We start from the raw sequence: 18,192 nt of genomic DNA, 5'->3' as shown, positions 1-18,192 counted from the left end.
GCCGGCTGGCGTCAAATCCGCCGCAGCGGACGCCGGGCGCTCCATACCCCGGCCAGGAAGGGCAGCGCCAGCAGGATCTGCAGGGCCGCCCAGCCCAGCGCCTCCCAGTTCGGCCGCGTCCAATCGACCTCGTGCAGCGCCTCCATGAAGGGAAGCTGGCCGTAGATCAGCGATTCGAGCGGCACGAAGCCCTCCGCCACCACCGTCAGCAGCGCCCCCAGCAGCAGCCCGAATCCCAGGGCCGACTCGACCGGCAGGCGGCGGACGGCGCCGCACAGGCCGCGCGGCTCGCCGTCGGAGGCGGGGACCGCCGGGCGGAACAGGCTGGCGATGCCCAGCGCGTTGCGCGTCTCCGTCCCCACCGGCCGGCGGGCGGCACGGATCAGGCCCAGCGCCGGCAGCGCCACCGCCGGGATCAGCAGATACGGGTTGGGGAAGTCACGATAACGCCCGTCGAACACGATCAGCAGCGACCACACCAGCGCCACCAACCCCAGCGCGACGGCGCTCCACCGCCCCACCCGCTCGGTGCGGGTCAGGGCCGGGCGGGCATGGCGCAGGCCGACCAGCGGCTCGCGCGCCAGACCGCCGCTCGCCAGCGTGCGGTGGGCGGTCAGCAGCACCGCCAGCGCCAAGGCGGCGGTCAGCGCCAGCATCACCACGGCCAGCGTGGTGTCCTGCCAGTAATGCTTGCCATGCTCCGCCACGAAGGCGGCACGGACGTAGAGGGTGGACAGCGCCTGCGCCAGCAGGATCAGCGCCACCCAGCCGGTGCCCGGCACATGGCGGCGCAACAGCGCCAGACCGCCTAGCAGCACCAGCGCCAGCCCGCTCGACACCGCGAACAGCCAGGGCCATGCGACATTGCCGACCACCGGCCCGGCCAGCGAGAATTTCGGCGTGCGGTCGGCATTGTACAGGCCCCAATGGCCGCCGACGGTGCCCTCAAGCTTGGCCTTCCATTCCTGGTCGAAGGCCTCGATCACGTTGTAATCGAAGCCCTCCTGCTCGGCCATGCGGACGAAGGCGTTGACGAACTTCGCCTTGTTGACCAGCCCCGGCACGGCGGCCCCGCGCGAGCGGCCTTGCGTCGGCCAGCCGGTCTCGCCGACCAGGATCGGTTTGCCGGGGAAACGGTGGGCGATGATGCGATAGCTCTGGCGGATGCGCTCGGTCGCGGCCTCGACCCCGGCCGGCACGTCCTCCCAATAGGGCAGCAGATGGATGGTCAGGTAATCGACATGGTCCGCGATCTGCGGGTATTTCAGCCACCATTCCCACACGTCGGCATAGGACACCGGCTGCTTCACCGCCGCCTTGACGCGGTCGATGTAGCCGGCGACCTGCTCCGGCGTCAGTTCGCGGCGCAGCAGCACCTCGTTGCCGACGATGACGCGGGTGATGACGTCGGGATAGCGGTTGGCGAGGTCGATCAGCGAGGCGATCTCCGCCTCGTTCTTGTCGGTCCGGGACGACAGCCACGCCCCCATGGTGACCTGCAGCCCATGCTTGCGCGCCAGTTCCGGCACCACCTGCAGGCCTTCCAGCGAGGTGTAGGTGCGGATGCCGGCCACCTGCGGCGCGAGGGCGACCATGTCCTCCTCGATCTGGGCGGTGGAGGGCAGGACGCCGGTCAGCGGGCTCTGCCCGTCGCGGAAAGGCGCGAAGGACACGCTGCGCAGCTTGCCCCCCGGCGGCGGGTCGAGCGGCACCGGACGGTTCGGCAGGGACCAGACGGCGAGATTCGCGAGGCCGGAGACGATCATCGCGGCGAGGATGAGGATCAGGCGCATGGGCGGGATGTCTACACCAAAGGCTTGACGGTTTGAACGGTGACCGTCGCACCAACAGGCCGGACGGCGATTTTATTCACCGGCTCCCGACGGAAAATCGGGGGACAGAAAATGGGCGCGCCCCCCGGAGGAGGCGCGCCCAGTCGGTCAAGGATTGAGTGACGTGCCTTCGTCACGAATTGGTAAACCGGCGGGAGGGGGAGTTTATTCCATCGAAAGTTAGCCCACCCTCACCGCTCCACGAACGCCTTCTCGATGACGAAACCGCCCGGCTCGCCGTTGGTGCCCATGACGAAGCCGCGGCGTTCCATCATCGCGGTGGTCTCGGCCAGCATCGCCGGGCTGCCGCAGATCATCACGCGGTCCTTTTCGGCGTCCAGTTCCGGCAGGCCCAGGTCGCTGTAGAGCTTGCCGGTCTCCATCAGCGTGGTCAGGCGGCCCTGGTTGCGGAAGGGCTCGCGCGTCACGGTGGGGTAATACAGCAGCTTTTCCTTCACCTGCTCGCCGAAGAACTCGTTCTCCGGCAGGCTGTGCTGGATCAGGTCGTCATAGGCCAGCTCCGCCACGGTGCGGGTGCCGTGGGTCAGGATCACCCGGTCGAACTTCTCGTACATCTCCGGGTCCTTGATGATGCTGAGGAACGGCGCCAGACCGGTGCCGGTGCTCAGCAGATACAGGTTCCGCCCGGGAAGCAGGTTATCGGTGATCAGCGTGCCGGTCGCCTTGCGGTTCACCAGCAGCGTGTCGCCTTCCTTCAGGTGCTGCAGGCGCGAGGTCAGCGGGCCGTCCTGCACCTTGATGCTGAAGAACTCCAGCGTCTCCTCGTAATGGGCGCTGACGAGGCTGTAGGCACGCAGCAGGGGCCGACCATCGACCTCCAGCCCGATCATGGTGAACTGCCCCGGCAGGAAGCGGAAGGACGGATCGCGCGTGGTGGTGAAGCTGAACAGCGTGTCGGTCCAGTGGTGAACGGTCAGCACGCGCTCTTTGATCAAGTTGCTCATGGGGGCGTTCCAAAACCTGTCGAGGCCAAGCTCGGTTGGCGGTGTTCAAGCCGCAATGTTCAAACCATCGTCCGGGACGCTGCGTTCAGGTGGCCGGTGCGCAAACACGCAAGCGGAGCTGCCGCGACGCAACGGCCGAAACCTATCAACAAACCCGGTCGAAGGCCAAGGATTTCTACCAGTCGAATGACGGGCTTTCCGGCAAACAACACAAACAACGCCGTACAACATTGATCCCGGTCAATTCGCCCGCTATTCCGCGCTGGGCGGGGCGAACAGATAGGGGGAGAGGCCGCGCAAATTCTCATCGACGATAAGCCGATGATTCAACGGCGGAAACGCCCGCTGCGAGCAGTCCAGCCGCGGGCAGAGCCGGCAATTCACGCCGATCGGCGTCGCCGCATCGGTGTTGGACAGGTCGAACCCGTCCGCATAGGTGACCTGAGCCGCATGCTGGACGTCGCAGCCCAGCGCCACGGCGAATTGCTGCGGCGGGCTGCGGTGGCCGCCGCCGGCCTTCACCACCGTGCGGGCGATGGAGAAATAGGCGGTGCCGTCCGGCATCTCCGCCATCTGGCTGTGGATCTTGCCCGGCGTGCGGAAGGCCTCATAGACGATCCAGCGCGGGCAGCCGCCGCCGAAACGGGCGAAGTGGAAGCCGGCGCCGGAAAAGCGCTTCGACACGTTGCCGGCGCTGTCCACCCGCATGAAGAAGAAGGGCACGCCCTTGGCCCCCGACCGGTGCAGGGTGGTCAGCCGGTGGCAGACCTGCTCGAACGACGCATCGAAGCGCCGCCGCAGGATCTCGATGTCGTAGCGCAGTTGGGTCGCCGCCTCGTGGAAGCGGTCGTAGGGCATCAGCACCGCCGCCGCGAAGTAGTTGGCCAGCCCGATGCGGGTCAGCCGCCGCGCCTCGTCGTCGGACAGGTTGGCGGCATCGACGATGCCGTTCAGCAGGTCGCGGTGGCGCAGCAGCGCGATCTGGCAGGCCAGTTGGAAGGTGCGGCCCGACGGCGCCAGCATCTCCGACAGCAGAATGCGCCGGCTGTGGCGGTCGAACCGGCGCACGGCATAGCCCATCACCTCCGACGGCAGCAGGCGGACGCGGACGCTGTGCTGGGTGTTCAGCCAGTCGACCAGCCCGCGATAGAGGTCGCCGCGCTCCAGCTTGCCGTCCTGCCACAGGCTTTCCGCCGCCGCCTCCAGCTCCGGGAAATGGTTGGAATGGGCCTGGAACAGGTCGCGCACCTCGTCCTGCGGAAAGCCGGTGGCCTGCACCAGATGCAGCTTCTCGCGGTCGGCCACCCGCTCCGCCAGCGCCTGCAGGTCGTCGCGCGCCCCGCGGAAGCCGCGATAGAGCGCCACCACCGCCTGCCCCAGCGTCGGCGCCACCGCCGCCAGTTCGCGGAAATCCTGGTTCTTGATGTCGGAGCCGTCGAACAGCGGATCGGCGAACACCTCGCGCAGGCCCGCCACCAGCCGGCTTTCCTCATCCTCGGCGAAGGCCTGCAGGTCGACGCCGAACTGCTGGCCCAGCTTCAGCAGCAGCGGCACCGTCACCGGGCGCTGGTTGTGCTCGATCAGGTTCAGATAGCTGGGGGAGATGCCGAGCTGATCAGCCATCTGCGCCTGGGTCAGCCCCTGGTCGCGGCGCAGGCGGCGGACCTTCGGACCCAGCATCGCCTTCTTTTCCATGGTCGCCACGGCACGCCCCTCCGGCAGGTCACTGACTTTACAAGATTTACGGATTTACAGGATTGTGAAGACGGCAGTTTACAAACGGACCTTTTTACAAACAAGGGCTTATTGCAACGCACTCAGGGCAGGTTTAAGTCTTGTTTCACGGCCGCGCTGTAAAGCGCAAGCGGCCCCGAAGACGGCAAAGTGCAGTCGATAACGGCGGGAGGAAACGCCGCTGCACGACAGCCGCAGGGACCGACAAAAGGCCCGCCCCGAGACCCCAGTTCCGCCCCGATCAACCGGGCTTACCGGACAATAAGGAACCTGACCCATGTCGCTCGATGAAAAGACCAAGGCCGCCATCCACGCCGCCCGTTACGAGGGCATCCGCCGCGACTACACCATGGACGACGTCAAGCGTCTGAGCGGCTCGGTCAAGATCGAGTACACGCTGGCCGAGCTGGGTGCGCGCCGCCTGTGGGAGCTGCTGAACACCGAGCCCTACATCAACACGCTGGGCGCGCTGACCGGCAACCAGGCGATGCAGGCGGTCAAGGCCGGCCTGAAGGCCATCTACCTGTCGGGCTGGCAGGTCGCCGGCGACGCCAACACGGCCGGCCAGATGTACCCGGACCAGAGCCTGTATCCGGTGAACTCGGTCCCGGCGGTCGTCGAGCGCATCAACAACACCTTCAAGCGCGCCGACGAGATCCAGACCTCCGAGGGCAAGGGCGACACCTACTGGTTCGCGCCGATCATCGCGGATGCCGAGGCCGGTTTCGGCGGCCCGCTGAACGCCTTCGAGCTGATGAAGTCGATGATCAAGGCCGGCGCCGCCGGCGTGCACTGGGAAGACCAGCTGGCGTCCGAAAAGAAGTGCGGCCATCTCGGCGGCAAGGTTTTGATCCCGACGCAGCAGCACATCCGCACGCTGAACGCCGCCCGTCTGGCCGCCGACGTCTGCGGCACCTCGACCCTGGTGATCGCCCGCACCGACGCGGAGTCGGCGCAGCTCATCACCTCGGACATCGACGAGCGTGACCATCCCTTCATCGATTTCGACGCCGGCCGCACCACCGAGGGCTTCTTCCGCCTGAAGAAGGGCATGGGCGTCGATCACTGCATCGCCCGCGGCCTGTCCTACGCGCCGTATTCGGACCTGATGTGGTGGGAGACCTCCAAGCCGAACCTGGACGAGGCGCGCCGCTTCGCCGAGGCCGTGCACAAGCAGTTCCCGGGCAAGATGCTGGCCTACAACTGCTCGCCCTCCTTCAACTGGAAGGCCAACCTGGACGACGCCACCATCGCCAAGTACCAGCGCGAGCTGGGCGCCATGGGCTACAAGTTCCAGTTCGTCACGCTGGCCGGCTTCCACAGCCTGAACTACTCGGCCTTCACCCTCGCCAAGGGCTACGCCGAGCGCGGCATGGCCGCCTACTCCGAACTGCAGCAGGCCGAGTTCGCGGCCGAGAAGGACGGCTACACCGCCACCAAGCACCAGCGCGAAGTCGGCACCGGCTACTTCGACGCGGTCGCCACGGCGATCTCCGGCGGCACCTCCTCGACCACCGCGTACAAGGACTCCACCGAGGCTGACCAGTTCCATTGATCGCAGGTTCCGATCATCGGGATTGGTCCGTGATCCAGTGTGCGAGCTGGATCTTTTCGAACGGCTGATGCTTTGACTTGCCGACGGCCGGGGGCCTTCCCCCCGGCCGCTTTTTTTGTGCCCGAACAGTTCTCGGGCGGTTCAATGGGAATAAGCCTTCGGTTAAGCCACGCACCTATGGTATGGCAGCCCTGCACCGCATCAACCGGTGGTACGATACGGCCGGCCCGAAAGTCTTGAACTGGGCTGGAAAATGCCGGCAAATCCACTGTCGGAACCGGTTTCCGGGCCGCTGCATCCTTGGGTGCGGCGCGGAATCCGTTGTTGACTTGGAACCGCATCGGGACCAATTAAGTCCCCATGCTGAAAACAAACCGATCCGGGACGTAAAGGTCCCACACGCCGGCACCCGACCTTGGGCTACCGGCGGGCGGAACTGGCCGCCGCGCAACCCCTTGCGCGGCGATGACCGTTTCCCGACCGCCTCCCCTGCCCCGGCGGGTTCTCCCTGGCCGACATGCCATCGGAGATGCTCCGGCGTTCTTTGGTGAAACGATGAAAGGACACGACAGTATGGATCAATCGCTCGCAGGAAAGTCTATCGCCATCCTCGTCTCCAACGGCTTCGAAGAAGCGGAGATGACCGAGCCGCAACGCGCGCTCATCAAGACCGGCGCCACGCTGCGTACCATCTCCACCGAGACGGGTCTGGTCAACGGCTGGCACGGCAAATCCTGGGGCCATTACTTCCCGGTGGACAAGCATCTGAGCGAGGCGCTGGGCGCCGACTTCGACATGCTGCTGCTGCCGGGCGGTGAGCGCAGCGTGGCGAAGCTGCAGCAGTCGGCCCACACCCGCCGCATCGTCGGCCATTTCCTGGATGCCGGCAAGCCGATCGCCGCCATCGACCAGGGCATCCAGCTGCTCGCCATCCCCGGCAAGCTGCGCGGCCGTCTGCTGGCCGCCCCGGAGGCCTACCGCGCCGACCTGACCGCCGCCGGCGGCCGGATCAGCGAAGAGGCGCTGGTCGTCGACGACATCACGGTCTCGGCGCTCGGCCAGGACCAGTTGAACGAGTTCGTCGAAGCCGTGGTGAAGCTGTTCACCGAACTGGGTTCCGTTCGCAAGGCCGCCTGATCTCCATCCTCAGACGGTCCCGAAACGGCCGCCGCACCAACCGGGTGCGGCGGCCGTTTCGTTTTCGGGTCCAACTCCTCCGCCGCTGTGACCATTGCCCGTCCGCATGTGATCTCCGACCAATTCACTTACCTTCCGCGTTGATAATTTTAAACGTTCGGATTAGTAAGATTGAGGGTCGAATAATTCCTTCGGGCAGGACAGCTTCTTGTCGGAAGTTTGGCGGGGGTGCAGGCAAATTGGCTAAAATTCGCACATTCGGACAGCTGACCATCCGCGCCAAGATCATCGTCGCCGTGCTCGGCACCGTGGTGATGGCCGGCGCCTTCGGGCTGTTCACGCTCAGCCGGCTGGAAATCCTAAACAATGCCGCCGAGACGATGCGCAGCCGTTCGCTGCCGGCGACCCAGCTGGCCGGTCAACTGACCTCCGCCGCGCAGAGCCACCGCATTGCCGAAGCCGCCTATGCGCTCGCCACCAACGAGATGCAGGTGAATCAGGCCGAAAAGGGCTGGACCGACGCGGTGGCCGAGGTGACGGCCCGCCGTCAGGCCGCAGGATCCCGCTTCACCGGCGGCGAGGGCGCGGCGCGGCTGGCGGCGTTTGACGAGGCCTGGACCGCCTACGCATCCGCCGCCGACCGGGTGCGCGCCCAAGCCCGCGACGGCAATGCCCAGTCCGCCGTCAGCGTCTTCAAGCGCCCCAGCGCCGTCGCCTTCGCCCGCGTGCAGGAGGCTCTTGACGCTCTGGTCGAGAGCACGATGGTCGATGCCGGCGCGGTGGCCGACCAGGGCGCGGCGGTCTATAACAGTGCCCACGGCATGGTTCTGGGCGGGGTGACGCTCTGCACGCTGCTGGCGCTGGGATTCGGCGCCGTGCTGGTGCGCGGCATCTCCCGCCCGATCCTCGATGTCGCCAGTTCGCTGGAACGGCTGGCCGCCCGCGACTTCACCGCCATTTTCGAGGAAGGCCGCCGCGACGAGATCGGGCGCATGGCCACCGCCGCTCGCGTTTTCCGCGACACCATGCTCGACACCGAACGCCTGCAGCAGGAGCAGGAACGGCTGAAGACCGTCGCCGCGGAGGAACGCCGCCGCGAGTTGCGCACGCTCGCCGACGGCTTCGAGGCGACGGTAAAGCGCCTTGTCGAGGCGCTGTCGGCCTCCACCGCCGAAATGGCCGCCGCCTCCACCGCGATGGCGGAGGGCGCGGCCGAGACCGCGCGCCACTCCGACGCGGTGTCGTCGGCGGCCGGCCGCGCCTCGGCCAATGTCGACAGCGTCGCCGCCGCGACGGCCGAACTGTCGGCCAGCTTCGCCGGCATCTCGCAGTTGGTCGCCGATTCCGCCGGGATCGCCGCCGACGCCACCCGCGACGCCGAGCGCAGCACCGCCGTGATGGGCAGCCTTGCCGAGGCGGCAGAGGAGATCGGCAAGGTGGTCGACATGATTTCCGGCATCGCCGGCCAGACCAACCTGCTGGCGCTGAACGCCACCATCGAGGCCGCCCGCGCGGGTGAGGCCGGCAAGGGCTTCGCCGTCGTCGCCAGCGAGGTCAAGCAGCTCGCCGGCCAGACCGCCAAGGCGACCGCCGAGATCCAGGCGCGCATCGCCGAAATCCAGAGCGCGTCGGGCACGGCGGTCGACACCATCGGCGCCGTAACCCGCACCATCGCCCGCCTGAACGAGATCGCCGGCGAGGTCGCCGCCGCGGTCGAACAGCAAAGCGCCGCGGTGGGCGAGATCGCCGCCAACATCCAGGACGCCGCCGACGGCACCCGCAGCGTGTCCGACAACATCGCCGCCGTCACCGCCGCCGCGGCGTCCGCCGAGCAGGCGAGCAGCGTCATGGTGCGCTCTGTCGACACCGTCACCGGCGACGCCGGACGGATGCGGCAGGAGGTGGACGGCTTCCTGGGGGCGTTGCGGGCGTCGTAAGCCCGCCATCGATCCTCCCCTGCCGACGGCGAGCCCGAGGGCCGTCGCGACCATCGAAAGCAAGCCGGCGTAAAGCAAGCTGGCCCCGCTTCGGACCGATAAGGGTCCGGCGGGGCCCGCGTGCATGCGGGCGTGGCGGAACTGTGCCACTCCTTCGCCCATACCGGAGCGCCGCCGTCGGTCATGGGTCCGGCAGCACCCCTCCCCCTTCGTCTTGCCTCTTCCGCATCGCACAAAATCCTTAAAACTGCGCCGACCTTGTATCGGTGCAGGCCCCTGCACGCCCGCATCCGGTGGAGCGCGCCCCAAGCCATGCGCCGGAATTCCGAAGCAAGGAACTGATTTTCAACAGGTTTTTTGGCGCCATCCTGCCCACCCCGAAAGCGACACACATTTGCGCTTTACAGTCTTTGATCTGTATCATATTTTGCTTTCAGAAAATGTTCGCTGGACGCGCAATCCATCTCGGGGATGCCGATGTACACGCAGGGTTTGGACGCCAAGACCGAGCAGAGCGCTCAACCGTCTCCCCGGCTGGTGACGGAACAGGACGCCGCTCTCCAGGGCCGCTTCCAGGAGCGCGTCGACGCCGAAGAGAAGATCGAGCCGCGCGACTGGATGCCGGAGGGCTACCGCCGCACGCTGGTCCGCCAGATCTCGCAGCACGCCCATTCGGAAATCGTCGGCATGCTGCCGGAAGGCAACTGGGTCACCCGCGCCCCGACCCTGCGCCGCAAGGTGGCCCTGCTGGCCAAGGTGCAGGACGAGGGCGGTCATGGCCTCTACCTCTACAGCGCTGCGGAGACGCTGGGCGTGTCGCGCGACGAGCTGGTCGGCCAGCTGCTGTCAGGCAAGGCCAAATATTCCAGCATCTTCAACTACCCGACCCCGACCTGGGCCGACATCGGCGCCATCGGCTGGCTGGTGGACGGTGCGGCAATCATGAATCAGGTGCCGCTCTGCCGCTGCTCCTACGGCCCCTATGCCCGCGCCATGGTCCGCATCTGCCGGGAGGAGAGCTTCCACCAGCGCCAGGGCTATGAACTGATGCTGGCGCTGGCCCAGGGCACGGCCGACCAGAAGCGGATGGCGCAGGACGCGCTGAACCGCTGGTGGTGGCCGTCGCTGATGATGTTCGGCCCGTCGGACGACCAGTCCGCCCACTCCGCCCAGAACATGGCCTGGAAGATCAAGCGCTTCTCCAACGACGAGCTGCGCCAGCGCTTCGTCGACGCCACGGTGCCGCAGGCGGAGTTCCTGGGCCTGACCATCCCGGACCCGGAGCTGCGCTTCAACGCCGAGACCGGCCGTTACGAGTTCGGCGCCATCGACTGGACCGAGTTCAACGAGATCCTGAAGGGCAACGGCCCCTGCAACCGCGAGCGCATCGAGGCCCGCCGCAAGGCGTGGGACGATGGCGCCTGGGTGCGCGAGGCCGCCGTCGCCCATGCCGCCAAACGCAAGCAGCGCGCCCTGAAGAAGGCCGGCTGAGCCAAGAAATCCGAGGGAACGAGACCATGGACCGTAAAGACTGGCCGCTGTTCGAAATCTTCATCCGGCCGAAGAACGGGTTGTCGCACAAGCATGTCGGCAGCCTGCACGCCGCCGATGCCCGCATGGCGCTGGACAACGCCCGCGACGTCTACACCCGCCGCGGCGAGGGCGTCAGCATCTGGGCGGTCCCAGCATCCAGCATCGCCGCGTCCGACCCGTCGGAGAAGGCCAGCCTGTTCGATCCGGCCGACGACAAGGTCTATCGCCACCCGACCTTCTACGACATCCCTGCAGACGTGAAGAATATCTGATGAGCACGGATCTTCTGAAGGAGGCGCTGTTCGCCACCGCGCTGCGGCTGGGCGACACGTCGCTGGTGCTGGGGCACCGGCTGTCGGAATGGTGCGGCCATGCGCCGGAGCTGGAAGAGGACATCGCGCTGACCAACGTCGCGCTCGACCTCGTCGGCCATGCCCGCATGCTGCTGACCTACGCCGGCGAACTGGAGGGCAAGGGCCGCGACGAAGACTGCCTCGCCTACCGCCGCGACGTCTTCGACTACCGCAACCACCTGCTGGTCGAGCAGCCCAACCGCGACTTCGGCCACACCATCGTCCGCCAGTTCCTGCACGACGCCTGGGCGGTGGAGCTGTATGAGCGGCTCTGCGCCTCCAAGGACGAGACGTTGGCCGGCATCGCCGCCAAGGCGGTCAAGGAGGTGCGCTACCATGTCCGCCACAGCGGCGACTGGCTGGTGCGGCTGGGCGACGGCACCGACGTCAGCCACGCCAAGGTCGCCGACGCGCTCGGCCGCCTCTGGCCCTACACCGGCGAGATGTTCGAGCGCGACGAGGCCGAACAGGCGCTGGTCGCCGCCGGCATCGTCCCCGACCCGGCCGAGTTGAAGGCCGCCTGGACCGCCCGCGTCGAAGCGGTGCTGGAGGAGGCGACGCTCGACCGCCCGGCCGACGGCTGGATGCAGAAGGGCGGCCGCCGCGGCGAGCACAGCGAGCATCTGGGCTATCTGCTGGCCGAGATGCAGTTCCTGCCGCGCGCCTATCCCGACGCGACGTGGTGAGGCCGAAATGCCGGATGCAGCAGGCTGCTGGGGACCGGAACCGGGCGCCGACGCGGTCGTGAAGGCCGCCTGGGACGCGCTGGCCGGGGTGATGGATCCGGAGATCCCGGTGCTGAGCATCGTCGATCTCGGCATCGTCCGCGCGGTGTCCGCCGATGCGGAGGGGCATCTGTCGGTGGCGCTGACCCCGACTTATTCCGGCTGCCCGGCGACCGGCGTGATCGTTCTGGAGGCGGAAACCGCGCTGGCCCGCGCGCGCCTCGACGCCCGCGTCTCGGTGGTGATCGCCCCGCCCTGGACCACCGACTGGATCAGCGACACCGGCCGCGAAAAGCTGGCCGAGGTCGGCATCGTCCCGCCGCCGCACTCCGGCAAGCGCGCCCTGACCGCGCCGGACGAGGTGATCGCCTGCCCGCGCTGCGGCTCCCAGGACACCCGCCAGATCAGCCGCTTCGGCTCCACCGCCTGCAAGGCGCTGCACGCCTGCAACTCCTGCCTCGAACCGTTCGACGTGTTCAAATGCCATTGAGTGGAAGCGCCGGCCGCGAATGCCCCCTCCCTAACCCTCCCCCACCTTCGGTGGGAGAGGGAACCGCCGCCGCTTCGCATAAGGCACCCTCTCCCGCGAAGCGGGGGAGGGTTGGGGAGGGGGCAAACGACGCGACCACTCCACCGGCCCGCCCCCAACCGGCCCGATCGAGGACCACCCCATGACCACCCCCAGCTTCCACCCGCTGACCATCCGCGAGTGCCGCCGGGAGACCGCGGACACCGTGTCGATCGCCTTCGACGTGCCGGCCGATCTCGCCGACCGCTTCCGCTTCGTCCAGGGCCAGTACCTGACCCTCAAGACCCACATAGGGGACGAGGAGGTGCGGCGCTCCTACTCAATCTGCTCCGGTGTGGGCGAGGGCGAGTTGCGCGTGGCGGTGAAGAAGGTCGATGGCGGCCTGTTCTCCACCCACGCCAACCAGTCGCTGGCGCCGGGCGCGGTGCTGGAGGTGATGACGCCGATGGGGCGCTTCCACACGCCCATCGACCCGGACGCCGCCCGCACCTATGTCGCCTTCGCCGCCGGCAGCGGCATCACCCCGGTGATGTCGATCCTGAAGACCGTGCTGGCGCAGGAGCCGAAGAGCCGCTTCGTGCTGGTCTACGGCAACCGCACCGTCACCTCCATCATCTTCCGGGAAGAGCTGGAGGACCTGAAGAACCGCTATATCGGCCGGCTGGTCATCCACCATGTGCTGAGCCGCGAACCGGAAGAGGCCGGCCTGCTGGGCGGCCGGATCGGCGCCGGTCTGGTGCGCGAACTCTGCGCCGGCCCGCTGAAGGCCGAGGACATCGACGCCGCTTTCCTCTGCGGCCCCCAGCCGATGGTGGAGGAGGTGCGCGACGCCCTGGCCGCCTGCGGCACGCCGCCCGCCAACATCCATGTCGAGCTGTTCGGCACCACGACCGCCGCCCGCCCTGCAGTCAGGAAGGTGGCGACCGACACCCCCACTGACGCGGCGACCATCGCCATCCTGCAGGACGGCAAGCGCAAGGAATTCACGCTGCCCTATGACGGCGAGAGCATCCTCGACGCCGCCCACCGGCATGGCGCCGACCTGCCCTATTCCTGCAAGTCCGGCGTCTGCTGCACCTGCCGCGCCAAGGTCCGCGAAGGCAAGGTGGAGATGGCCGAGAACTACTCGCTGGAGCCGTGGGAGGTCGAGGCCGGCTATGTCCTGACCTGCCAGTCGCGCCCGCTGACCGAACGGGTCGTCATCGACTTCGACGCCGCCTGACACAACGAGAAAAAGGAAACGCCCCGCCATGACCACCACCCCGCAGAGCCTGTTCGAGACGCACGAGGCGACGCTGCAGAAGGCCGTGGAGGCCTGCCGCAGCCGCGCCTACTGGTCGGCCTTCCCTGAAATGCCGAGCCCGCGCGCCTATGGCGAGACGGCGGCGGCGGATGGCGAGGCGGCCTTCGCGGCCTACCGCGACAAGCCTTTCGAGCTGGACCAGCCGGGCGTCACCGGCACGGTGGGTGGCGAGCGCTCGCCCTTCGGCTTCGACCTCGGCATCACCTATCCGGTGTCGGACGTCGATGCGCTGGTGAAGGCGGCCAAGGCGGCGATGCCGGGCTGGCGCAAGGCCGGGCCGAACGGCCGCGCCGGCGTCTGCCTGGAAATCCTGAAGCGGCTGAATGCCCGCAGCTTCGAGATCGCCAATGCGGTGATGCACACCACCGGGCAGGCCTTCATGATGGCCTTCCAGGCCGGCGCCCCGCACGCCCAGGACCGCGGGCTTGAGGCGGTGGCCTATGGCTGGAAGGCGATGACCGACCAGACCCCGGCCGCGCGCTGGGAAAAGCCGCAGGGCAAGAACCCGCCGCTGGTGATGGACAAGCGGTTCGAGGTGGTCGGCCGCGGCGTCGGGCTGGTCATCGGCTGCGCCACCTTCCCGACCTGGAACGGCTATCCCGGCCTGTTCGCCAGCCTCGTCACCGGCAACGCGGTGATCGTCAAGCCCGGCCCCACCGCCATCCTGCCGCTCGCCATCACCGTGAAGATCGCACGGGAGGTTCTGGCGGAGTGTGGGCTCGACCCCAACCTCGTCACGCTCGCCATCGGCGACACCGTCGCCAAGGATCTGGCACTGCGGCCGGAAGTGGCGGTGATCGACTACACCGGCTCAACCGGCTTCGGCGATTGGCTAGAGCAGAACGCCCGTCAGGCCCAGGTCTACACCGAGAAGGCCGGCGTCAACACGGTGGTGATCGACGGCACCGACGACCCCAAGGGCATGGTGCGCAACCTCGCCTTCACGCTCAGCCTCTATTCCGGCCAGATGTGCACGACGACCCAGGTCATCTTCGTGCCCAAGGACGGCATCCAGGCCGGGCCTGAGCGCATGAGCTTCGATCAGGTCGTCTCCGCACTCGCCGGCGGCGTCGACAAGTTCCTGTCGGACCCGGAACGCGCGGTGGAGGTGCTGGGCGCCATCCAGTCCGACGCCACGCTGGCCCGCATCGACGAGGCCGCCAAGCTCGGCACCGTCGTGCTGCCGTCCCGCGCCATCACCCACCCGAAGTTCCCCGACGCCCGCATCCGCACGCCGCTGATCCTGACCATGGACGCGGCGGATGAGGACAAGTACGGCCATGAGCTGTTCGGCCCGATCTCCATCATCGTGAAGACCGACAGCACCGCCGACAGCCTGGAGCGCGCCGCCCGCCTGACCCGCACGAAGGGCGCGCTGACCACCGGCCTCTACAGCACCGACCCGCAGCTGATCGAACAGGCGACCGACCTGTTCGTCGAGGCCGGCGTCGCCCTGTCGGTCAACCTGACCGGCGGCGTCTTCGTCAACCAGTCGGCGGCCTTCAGCGACTTCCACGGCACCGGCGCCAACCCGGCGGCCAATGCGGCGCTGTGCGACCTCGCTTTCGTCGCCAACCGCTTCCGCGTGGTGCAGAGCCGCGTTCCGGTTCTGGAGGCCGCGCAATGAGCGACCGGCAGACCACCGACAAGACCATCCTCCTCGATATCGCCGACGGCGTCGCCACCATCACGCTGAACCGGCCCGACCGGCTGAACAGCTTCACCGCAGCGATGCATCAGGAGCTGCGCGAAGCCATCGGCGAGGTGCGCGAGGACAAGGCCGTCCGCTGCCTGCTGCTGACCGGCGCCGGGCGCGGCTTCTGCGCCGGGCAGGACCTGTCCGACCGTGCCGTGGCTCCCGGTGCCCAGGGCCCCGACCTCGGCGTGTCGATCGAGAGCAACTACAACCCGCTGGTCCGGTCCTTGCGCGCCCTGCCGATGCCGGTGATCTGCGCCGTCAACGGCGTCGCCGCCGGGGCGGGCGCCAACATCGCTCTCGCCTGCGACATCGTGCTGGCGGCGCGGTCGGCCAGCTTCATCCAGGCCTTCTGCAAGATCGGGCTGATCCCCGACAGCGGCGGCACCTGGACCCTGCCGCGTCTGGTCGGACATGCCCGCGCCATGGGCCTCGCCATGCTGGGCGACAAGGTCCCGGCCGAGCAGGCCGAAGCCTGGGGCATGATCTGGAAGGCGGTGGACGACGACAAGCTGATGGCGGAGGCCGGCGCCCTCGCCCGCCAGCTCGCCACCCAGCCGACGCGCGGTCTGGCCCTCATCAAGCAGGCGCTCAACGCCTCCTCCGCCAACGACCTCGACACCCAACTGGATCTGGAACGCGATCTCCAGCGCGAGGCCGGCCGCACGCACGACTATCGCGAGGGCGTCGCCGCCTTCGTGAGCAAGCGCGCGCCGAAGTTCGAGGGGCGGTGATGGCGGCGCTCGATCCCTCCGTCACCGTCGCGGTGGTCGGGGCCGGCGCCATGGGCCAGGGCATCGCCCAGGTCGCCGCGCAGGCCGGCCACCCGGTCCTGCTGGTCGACACCCGCCCCGGCGCCGCGCAGGCCGCCGTCGAATCCATCGCCAAGGCGCTGACCACGCTGGTCGAAAAGGGCAAGCGCACGGCGGTGGAGCGCGACGCCACGGTGGACCGTCTGCGTGCCGTGAACGGCCTGTCCGACCTCGCCCCCGCCGGTCTGGTGGTGGAGGCCATCGTCGAGGATCTCGACGTCAAGCGCCGCCTGTTCGCGGAGCTTGAGGACATCGTCGGCGCGGATGCCATCCTCGCCACCAACACCTCGTCGCTGTCGGTCACCGCCATCGGCGCCGGGGTGCGGCGGCCGGAACGGCTGGCCGGCCTGCACTTCTTTAACCCCGCCCCCTTGATGGCGCTGGTGGAGATCGTCAGCGGGCTCGCCACCGATCCGGCGGTGCTCGACACGCTGTTCGACACAGCCAAGGCCTGGGGCAAAAGCCCGGTGCGCTGCCGCTCCACCCCCGGCTTCATCGTCAACCGGGTCGCCCGCCCCTTCTACGCCGAAGGACTGCGGCTGGTGCAGGAGCAGGCGGCCGATCCCGCCACCATCGACGCCGTCGTCCGCGAGGCCGGCGGCTTCCGCATGGGGCCGTTCGAGCTGATGGACCTGATCGGCCATGACGTGAACTTCGCCGTCACCCGCTCCGTCCACGCCGCCTATTTCGGCGACCCGCGCTTCCAGCCTTCGCTGATCCAGCAGGAGTTGGTCGAGGCCGGGCGCCTCGGCCGCAAGACCGGCCGCGGCTTCTACGACCACAGCCCCGGCGCCGCCAAGCCGGTGCCGCGCAGCGCCGAACCGGCCGCCAAGCCGCAGCGCGTCACCGTGCAGGGCGAGCTTGGCCCCGCCGCACCCCTGGTCGGGCTGCTGCGCGAGGCCGGCATCGCCGTCGAGGAGACGGCCGGTCCCGGCATGCTCGTCGTCGATGGCATCACCCTGGCCCTGACCGACGGCCGCACCGCCACCGCCCGCGCGGCGGAGGACGGCATCGCCCCGCTGGTGCTGTTCGACCTCGCGCTGGACTACGCCAAGGCGACCCGCGTGGCGCTGGCCCCCGCCGACGGCACGCCGCTTAAGGCGCTCGCCGCCGCCGCCGGGCTGTTCCAGGCGCTGGGCAAGGCGGTGTCGGTGATCGACGACGCCCCTGGTCTGGTGGTGATGCGCACCGTCGCCATGCTCGCCAACGAGGCGGCGGACGCGGCGATGCAGGGCGTCGCCAGCGCCGCCGACATCGACATCGCGATGACCAAGGGCGTGAACTACCCGCTGGGTCCGCTGGCCTGGGCCGACCGCATCGGCCTGCCCCATGTGCTGGCCGTGCTCGACGCGCTGGCCCGCACCTACGGCGAGGACCGCTACCGGGCGTCGGCTCTGCTGCGCCGCAAAATCTCCGCCGCCCAAATCCCCTCTCCCCCCCGGGGAGAGGGTCAGGGTGAGGGGGTCGCACCGCGTGGCTTCCCAAGCAGCGGAAACCCCAACGCCACCACCGACTCCACGCCGCGCATCCCCCTCACCCCAACCCTCTCCCCGGGGGGGAGAGGGGGTAAGGAGCCGACCCTATGACCACCGATCCCCAAAGCCTCGCCGAAGCGGTCGGCCGCGGCATGTACGAGCGCGACCATTGCGCCCAGGCCCACGGCATCGAGCTGCTGGAGATCGCCCCCGGCTATGCCCGCATGGCGATGACCGTGCGCAAGGACATGGTGAACGGCCACGACATCGGCCATGGCGGCATGACCTTCACGCTGGCCGACACCGCCTTCGCCTATGCCTGCAACGCGGCGAACGAGGTGACGGTGGCGGCGGGCTGCTCCATCACCTTCCCGGCTCCGGCCAGGCTGGGCGACGTGCTGACCGCCGAATGCCGCGAAGTGCACAAGCGCGGCCGCTCCGGCGTCTACGACGTCACCGTCACCAACCAGGACGGCACGGTGGTCGGCCTGTTCCGCGGCCAGTCGGCCCGCATCGCGGGGGCAGTCATTTCGGTGGAGTGATTCCAGTGGACTAAACGCCTCTGGCGGCCACGGTCACGATCCCCATCTGTTAGTTTCTGGAGCG

15 protein-coding genes are annotated in these 18,192 nt (G+C 68.4%); 12 read left to right on the top strand and 3 right to left on the bottom strand.

Annotated elements, in window-relative coordinates:
* Positions 1 to 11: 11 nt before the first annotated feature.
* The 3 genes from B9N97_RS33435 to B9N97_RS33425 form a co-directional block, all read right to left on the bottom strand.
* Positions 12 to 1,793 carry a glycoside hydrolase family 17 protein gene (locus B9N97_RS33435; protein WP_085092126.1) on the bottom strand — a complete coding sequence of 594 codons (1,782 nt, stop codon included), beginning with the start codon at positions 1,791 to 1,793 and terminating at the stop codon, positions 12 to 14.
* Positions 1,794 to 2,023: 230 nt separating this feature from the next.
* Positions 2,024 to 2,797 (bottom strand): ferredoxin--NADP reductase, encoded by a 774-nt coding sequence (locus B9N97_RS33430; RefSeq protein WP_085092125.1) that lies wholly within the window; start codon positions 2,795 to 2,797, stop codon positions 2,024 to 2,026.
* Positions 2,798 to 3,049: 252 nt separating this feature from the next.
* Positions 3,050 to 4,492 carry a helix-turn-helix domain-containing protein gene (locus B9N97_RS33425; RefSeq protein ID WP_085092360.1) on the bottom strand — a complete coding sequence of 481 codons (1,443 nt, stop codon included), beginning with the start codon at positions 4,490 to 4,492 and terminating at the stop codon, positions 3,050 to 3,052.
* A gap of 316 nt (positions 4,493 to 4,808) precedes the next feature.
* Here B9N97_RS33425 and aceA point away from each other — a divergent pair, with 316 nt between their 5' ends.
* The 12 genes from aceA (at position 4,809) to paaI (ending at position 18,128) form a co-directional block, all read left to right on the top strand.
* Positions 4,809 to 6,086 (top strand): isocitrate lyase, encoded by a 1,278-nt coding sequence (gene aceA / locus B9N97_RS33420; RefSeq protein ID WP_085092124.1) that lies wholly within the window; start codon positions 4,809 to 4,811, stop codon positions 6,084 to 6,086.
* Between the two features lie 573 nt (positions 6,087 to 6,659).
* Complete coding sequence (locus B9N97_RS33415; RefSeq protein ID WP_085092123.1) at positions 6,660 to 7,223, top strand: DJ-1/PfpI family protein; 564 nt, start codon at positions 6,660 to 6,662, stop codon at positions 7,221 to 7,223.
* A gap of 239 nt (positions 7,224 to 7,462) precedes the next feature.
* Positions 7,463 to 9,160: a methyl-accepting chemotaxis protein gene (locus B9N97_RS33410; RefSeq protein ID WP_085092122.1), complete on the top strand. Its 1,698-nt coding sequence runs from the start codon at positions 7,463 to 7,465 to the stop codon at positions 9,158 to 9,160.
* A gap of 477 nt (positions 9,161 to 9,637) precedes the next feature.
* The gene (paaA, locus tag B9N97_RS33405) at positions 9,638 to 10,651 is read left to right on the top strand and encodes a 1,2-phenylacetyl-CoA epoxidase subunit PaaA (protein WP_085092121.1); all 1,014 of its coding nucleotides are present in this window, start codon (positions 9,638 to 9,640) and stop codon (positions 10,649 to 10,651) included.
* A 26-nt stretch (positions 10,652 to 10,677) separates the two neighbouring features.
* Positions 10,678 to 10,965, top strand: coding sequence for a 1,2-phenylacetyl-CoA epoxidase subunit PaaB (gene paaB / locus B9N97_RS33400; protein WP_085092120.1), 288 nt, complete (start codon positions 10,678 to 10,680; stop codon positions 10,963 to 10,965).
* Entirely contained in the window at positions 10,965 to 11,732 is a 768-nt protein-coding gene (gene paaC / locus B9N97_RS33395; RefSeq protein ID WP_085092119.1) for a 1,2-phenylacetyl-CoA epoxidase subunit PaaC, read from the top strand. The genes paaB and paaC overlap by 1 nt, the downstream gene beginning before the upstream one ends.
* Positions 11,733 to 11,739: 7 nt before the next feature.
* Positions 11,740 to 12,261: a 1,2-phenylacetyl-CoA epoxidase subunit PaaD gene (gene paaD / locus B9N97_RS33390; RefSeq protein ID WP_085092118.1), complete on the top strand. Its 522-nt coding sequence runs from the start codon at positions 11,740 to 11,742 to the stop codon at positions 12,259 to 12,261.
* A 181-nt stretch (positions 12,262 to 12,442) separates the two neighbouring features.
* The gene (gene paaE / locus B9N97_RS33385) at positions 12,443 to 13,522 is read left to right on the top strand and encodes a 1,2-phenylacetyl-CoA epoxidase subunit PaaE (protein WP_085092117.1); all 1,080 of its coding nucleotides are present in this window, start codon (positions 12,443 to 12,445) and stop codon (positions 13,520 to 13,522) included.
* A gap of 28 nt (positions 13,523 to 13,550) precedes the next feature.
* Positions 13,551 to 15,230 carry a phenylacetic acid degradation protein PaaN gene (gene paaN / locus B9N97_RS33380; protein WP_085092116.1) on the top strand — a complete coding sequence of 560 codons (1,680 nt, stop codon included), beginning with the start codon at positions 13,551 to 13,553 and terminating at the stop codon, positions 15,228 to 15,230.
* Entirely contained in the window at positions 15,227 to 16,033 is an 807-nt protein-coding gene (gene paaG, locus B9N97_RS33375; RefSeq protein WP_085092115.1) for a 2-(1,2-epoxy-1,2-dihydrophenyl)acetyl-CoA isomerase PaaG, read from the top strand. Before paaN ends, paaG begins: the two co-directional genes overlap by 4 nt.
* The gene (gene paaH / locus B9N97_RS33370; protein ID WP_085092114.1) at positions 16,033 to 17,697 is read left to right on the top strand and encodes a 3-hydroxyacyl-CoA dehydrogenase PaaH; all 1,665 of its coding nucleotides are present in this window, start codon (positions 16,033 to 16,035) and stop codon (positions 17,695 to 17,697) included. Before paaG ends, paaH begins: the two co-directional genes overlap by 1 nt.
* Positions 17,694 to 18,128 carry a hydroxyphenylacetyl-CoA thioesterase PaaI gene (gene paaI, locus B9N97_RS33365; protein WP_085092113.1) on the top strand — a complete coding sequence of 145 codons (435 nt, stop codon included), beginning with the start codon at positions 17,694 to 17,696 and terminating at the stop codon, positions 18,126 to 18,128. The genes paaH and paaI overlap by 4 nt, the downstream gene beginning before the upstream one ends.
* The last annotated feature ends 64 nt before the right edge of the window (positions 18,129 to 18,192 follow it).

Source organism: Azospirillum oryzae (genome assembly GCF_900177515.1).
Lineage (GTDB): Bacteria > Pseudomonadota > Alphaproteobacteria > Azospirillales > Azospirillaceae > Azospirillum > Azospirillum oryzae_A.
The sequence above is the reverse complement of the archived record's forward strand: the minus strand, read 5'-3'. Positions and strand labels throughout refer to the sequence as shown.

Excerpts from the sequence above, each read along its gene's own strand:
- paaH (WP_085092114.1), top strand. The coding sequence starts at position 16,033 with ATGGCGGCGCTCGATCCCTCCGTCACCGTCGCGGTGGTCGGGGCCGGC.
- paaG (WP_085092115.1), top strand. The coding sequence starts at position 15,227 with ATGAGCGACCGGCAGACCACCGACAAGACCATCCTCCTCGATATCGCC.
- paaA (WP_085092121.1), top strand. The coding sequence starts at position 9,638 with ATGTACACGCAGGGTTTGGACGCCAAGACCGAGCAGAGCGCTCAACCG.
- paaI (WP_085092113.1), top strand. The coding sequence starts at position 17,694 with ATGACCACCGATCCCCAAAGCCTCGCCGAAGCGGTCGGCCGCGGCATG.
- B9N97_RS33430 (WP_085092125.1), bottom strand. The coding sequence starts at position 2,797 with ATGAGCAACTTGATCAAAGAGCGCGTGCTGACCGTTCACCACTGGACC.
- paaN (WP_085092116.1), top strand. The coding sequence starts at position 13,551 with ATGACCACCACCCCGCAGAGCCTGTTCGAGACGCACGAGGCGACGCTG.
- paaD (WP_085092118.1), top strand. The coding sequence starts at position 11,740 with ATGCCGGATGCAGCAGGCTGCTGGGGACCGGAACCGGGCGCCGACGCG.
- paaC (WP_085092119.1), top strand. The coding sequence starts at position 10,965 with ATGAGCACGGATCTTCTGAAGGAGGCGCTGTTCGCCACCGCGCTGCGG.
- B9N97_RS33435 (WP_085092126.1), bottom strand. The coding sequence starts at position 1,793 with ATGCGCCTGATCCTCATCCTCGCCGCGATGATCGTCTCCGGCCTCGCG.
- paaB (WP_085092120.1), top strand. The coding sequence starts at position 10,678 with ATGGACCGTAAAGACTGGCCGCTGTTCGAAATCTTCATCCGGCCGAAG.
- B9N97_RS33415 (WP_085092123.1), top strand. The coding sequence starts at position 6,660 with ATGGATCAATCGCTCGCAGGAAAGTCTATCGCCATCCTCGTCTCCAAC.
- aceA (WP_085092124.1), top strand. The coding sequence starts at position 4,809 with ATGTCGCTCGATGAAAAGACCAAGGCCGCCATCCACGCCGCCCGTTAC.
- B9N97_RS33425 (WP_085092360.1), bottom strand. The coding sequence starts at position 4,492 with ATGGAAAAGAAGGCGATGCTGGGTCCGAAGGTCCGCCGCCTGCGCCGC.
- paaE (WP_085092117.1), top strand. The coding sequence starts at position 12,443 with ATGACCACCCCCAGCTTCCACCCGCTGACCATCCGCGAGTGCCGCCGG.